This window comes from Paenibacillus sp. Soil522, from assembly GCF_001428245.1.
GTDB lineage: Bacteria > Bacillota > Bacilli > Paenibacillales > Paenibacillaceae > Pristimantibacillus.
Genome location: NZ_LMRV01000007.1, coordinates 1 through 2,420, shown reverse-complemented (window position 1 = coordinate 2,420; position 2,420 = coordinate 1). Strand labels below are relative to the sequence as shown.

4 protein-coding genes are annotated in these 2,420 nt (G+C 42.1%); all 4 read right to left on the bottom strand.

Annotated elements, in window-relative coordinates:
- Nucleotides 1-286 precede the first annotated feature (286 nt).
- The gene (locus ASG81_RS02810) at nt 287-721 is read right to left on the bottom strand and encodes an SRPBCC family protein (RefSeq protein ID WP_056628915.1); all 435 of its coding nucleotides are present in this window, start codon (nt 719-721) and stop codon (nt 287-289) included.
- A gap of 280 nt (nt 722-1,001) precedes the next feature.
- Entirely contained in the window at nt 1,002-1,424 is a 423-nt protein-coding gene (locus tag ASG81_RS02805) for a hypothetical protein (RefSeq protein ID WP_056628914.1), read from the bottom strand.
- Nucleotides 1,425-1,715: 291 nt separating this feature from the next.
- Nucleotides 1,716-2,105: a hypothetical protein gene (locus ASG81_RS02800; RefSeq protein ID WP_235548709.1), complete on the bottom strand. Its 390-nt coding sequence runs from the start codon at nt 2,103-2,105 to the stop codon at nt 1,716-1,718.
- Nucleotides 2,106-2,236: 131 nt separating this feature from the next.
- Nucleotides 2,237-2,420: IS3 family transposase (locus ASG81_RS02795; RefSeq protein ID WP_155971141.1), on the bottom strand; the 184-nt coding region annotated here is incomplete at its 5' end.

Sequence of the window (2,420 nt, the reverse complement as noted above, 5' to 3'; positions counted from 1 at the left end):
CCATGTAAAGGGGAGACATGCAAAGCCCCCTATTGGTTTCGTTTTAGACTAACAGTTTAGCGGAGAAAAGGGCTGCCACGCGGCAGCCCTTCGATGCTCAACTATCGTACCCGTCCCTCAATACTCCTCATTCCGGGAAACAATACAAGACCCTTGCTCTCGATTAATGGCAGGCGCTTGACAGTACCCCATCGCAACTTTCGCCGTAGAGATGACGCTCATGCTGGGCGTACATAGCAAAGCGCATGCCGATGTCGGCATGCGCTTCTAAGGCTGCGAAAGTTTCTTATTCTTCTTTAGACGTTTCCACATATTTTTTGAAATTGTCTAAAATCGCCTGCCACCCGGCTTGCTGCATCTCGACGGCGTTGGTCTCTTCCGCTTCGAACGATTCGATGATTTGCGTGTCGTTGTCTTGGCGAATAAACGCGATCTTCACTTTTCTACCGTCGGCGATCGTATAGGAGATGCTCTCGTTAATGCTCACCTCGTCGTATACTCCGCCGAAATCAAATCCAAAGCTGCCGTCTTTGGCTTCCATTCTCGAGACGAATTTACCGCCGACCTTCAGATCATTCTCGGCGTATGGCGTGTGCCAGTCATCGGAAGCCTTACTCCATTGCGTGATATGCTTCGGATCTGTCCAATATTTCCACACGCTTTCGACGGGAGAATGAACGATCGTTTCCACTGTTATTGTTACCGGATTACCTGTTCCCATTACATAACCTCCTTGGTGGCTAAGTTACACAATTTACCTGCACCTATTATAGCATGAAGCGGCAGCTAGATTTCTTTTCGATTGCTATTATACAAATCTGCCCGTTAGCTTAACGCCGATCAGTATATATGTACAAAATTTCTTATTTTGTGAAGATGTAAAAAGAGCTGCCGCAGCAGCTCCTTCTTCGTTTGTATAAGGTCATTCGGCTTATCAAGGAAAAGGACCAACATTGTGCTTTATGTGATTGAACTAGATGGGCACGTTAGCGGAATAAATCTTATACTTTTTCTTGAAATACACTGAAACTAATTGGCTTCTCTTTCATTGGAAGTTTGAACTCCTCAAGATTTTCGGTTTTAGCATAAAAATCCTCCACATCGCCTTCAGAATCAAAATACCATTCGTCTGTTTTCAGTTTTCTTAATTCCTCCGTTGGTTCAAAAATAAATTGACAATGAAGTTGTTCCATATGCGAATATTCGTTCTCATCGTAGATTGAAAATTGTCTAACAAATTCGAAGTAAAAAAACTCCTGACCTGTAAAGTCATATACCCCACATTGAAAATTTAAAGCAATTTCATCTTCACCTTCTACTAGTTCTTTTCCAAACGATTTAAATTCATCCCAAACCTTTGCTATATCACTGGAATCACCTATTTTATTCTTGAGATAACTTTCTGCCTGTTCTACTTTAACCATTACAACATCAACTCCTTAAAATAAGTGAAGGTATTAAGTTATTCTTCCCGTGAACACAACGAAATAAAAACGGATTCCGAAACCGCTATTTCCGCTATCCTGCCCGTAACCAGTACATCTGTACAAAAACCCTAATTTTGTGAAGATGTCAAAGGAGCTGCCGCGGCAGCTCCTTCATCGTTTGTATAGAGTCTCTTCATTGAACTAACGTACTCGTTAGCCATCCATGTCGCTCACGCGACACCACAGATTATGGAAGTAATTGCGTTCTTCCATGGGAGCGTAATGCCTTTATGGTTCTTTTGTAGTTATATTAATGGATGAATTAGATTGTGTATAACTATCGCTTCCCAACGCCTGAACATGAATGTGGTCATGAAGTCTGAGATTGCCGAACTTCCATGTTACAGACCATCCATCATTTCCATCTTTGTCATAACCAATGAGTTCTCTTTCACTCCAGGTCTCCGTCCCTGTCGGGATTAACCAAAATAGAACGGTTTCTGTATTTTTGGCCTCGGCATGGATTGTCATCTTACTAACACCTTTTGGAACAACCCACCACCCTGATTCTTTGGGTAAATCCGTATACACACGTAAAAGCTGTGCGCGTGTATCCTCATGGTTTTGAGTTTGTCCAATAAGAAAGCTTATTGCTAGTATGACATGACTTAGTTTCACTTAAAATTCACCTCACTGGCTAATCTACCCAGTAATATGCAAATGTATTAAGTAAACCTGCTAAGTTGAACAGGCTGCCGATAAATTTGAACTGCACCCCGTCAAGTAGACAGCATAAAAAATAAAAACAGTTAGGCGGCCTTGGTCCTGAATTCTATCGGACTGAGGCCGTTTAATTTCGCTTGTAATCGCTCGTAATTGTAAAAGTGGATATAGGCCTCAATGTCCTTTTCGAGCTCCTCAAAAGTATGGTACGTGTGCAAATAATACTTCTCGCATTTTAGAGTTCCCCAGAAGGATTCCATAGGTCCGTTA